This window comes from Legionella quateirensis, assembly GCF_001467955.1.
GTDB lineage: Bacteria > Pseudomonadota > Gammaproteobacteria > Legionellales > Legionellaceae > Legionella > Legionella quateirensis.
Genome location: NZ_LNYR01000005.1, coordinates 1 through 1,112, shown reverse-complemented (window position 1 = coordinate 1,112; position 1,112 = coordinate 1). Strand labels below are relative to the sequence as shown.

Genomic DNA, 1,112 nt, shown 5'->3' with positions numbered 1-1,112 from the left:
ACGAATGAAGACACCGCTCAAGTCTTTAGCTCTGCTAATGGCAATGCCATCAGCCTGACTGACATTGACAGTGCTTCTGTAACCACCACGATTTCTGTGGCACACGGCAGCTTAACGGCACTGGCAACAGCAGGGGTGACTATTACGAATAACGGAACAGGAACGGTGACTCTGGTGGGATCTCCAGCCAACATCACCATCGCTTTAAATGGTTTAAGCTACACCCCTGTTGCCGATTACAATGGTGCAGACAGCTTAACGGTCGTTACCAGCGACGGCGCCTTAAGCGATACGGACAACATTGCCATCACAGTCAATCCAGTTGTGGATATTGCCAACGACGCAATAACCCTGAATGAAGACACGGTGGCTAATTATGATGTGAATAACAACGATACCTTTGAAAACGCAGGCCATACCATCACTGCGATTAACGGTACGTCCATTGCTGTAGGTGGCACAGTGGGCGTGGCCAACGGTACGGTGTTGTTAAATGCTAACGGTACCTTAAGCTTTACGCCAATTGCCAATTACAACGGCAGTACCAGCTTTACCTACACAGTGACTTCCGGTGGGGTTACGGAAACAGCTACGGTGAACCTGACAGTCAATCCGGTTAATGACGCACCAATTAACAGCTTCCCTGGCGCCCAAACGACGAATGAGGACACTGCTCAGGTCTTTAGCTCTGCCAATGGCAATGCCATCAGCTTGACTGATATTGACAGTGCTTCGGTCACTACGACTGTTTCTGTGAATCATGGTACGTTAACACTTTCAGCAGCCGCAGTGGATGCTGCAGCTGCTGCAGGAGTTACCATCAGCAATAATGGTACGGGTAACCTGACTCTGGTGGGTGCTCCAAATAATATTAACACCGTATTAAATGGTTTAAGTTACCATCCTATTGCCGATTACAACGGCGCTGACAACTTAACCATAGTCACCAGTGACGGAGCCTTAAGCGATACGGACAGCATTGCCATCACGGTCAATCCAGTTGTGGATATTGCCAATGATGCCATAACCCTGAATGAAGACACGGTGGCTACTTATGATGTCAATAATAATGATACCTTTGAAAATGCAGGCCATACCATCACTGCGATTAA

1 protein-coding gene is annotated in these 1,112 nt (G+C 47.9%); it reads left to right on the top strand.

All coding sequences use genetic code 11. The features are described from left to right. On the top strand, positions 1-1,112 hold a 1,112-nt coding region (locus Lqua_RS02470), incomplete at both ends, for an Ig-like domain-containing protein (RefSeq protein ID WP_193787171.1).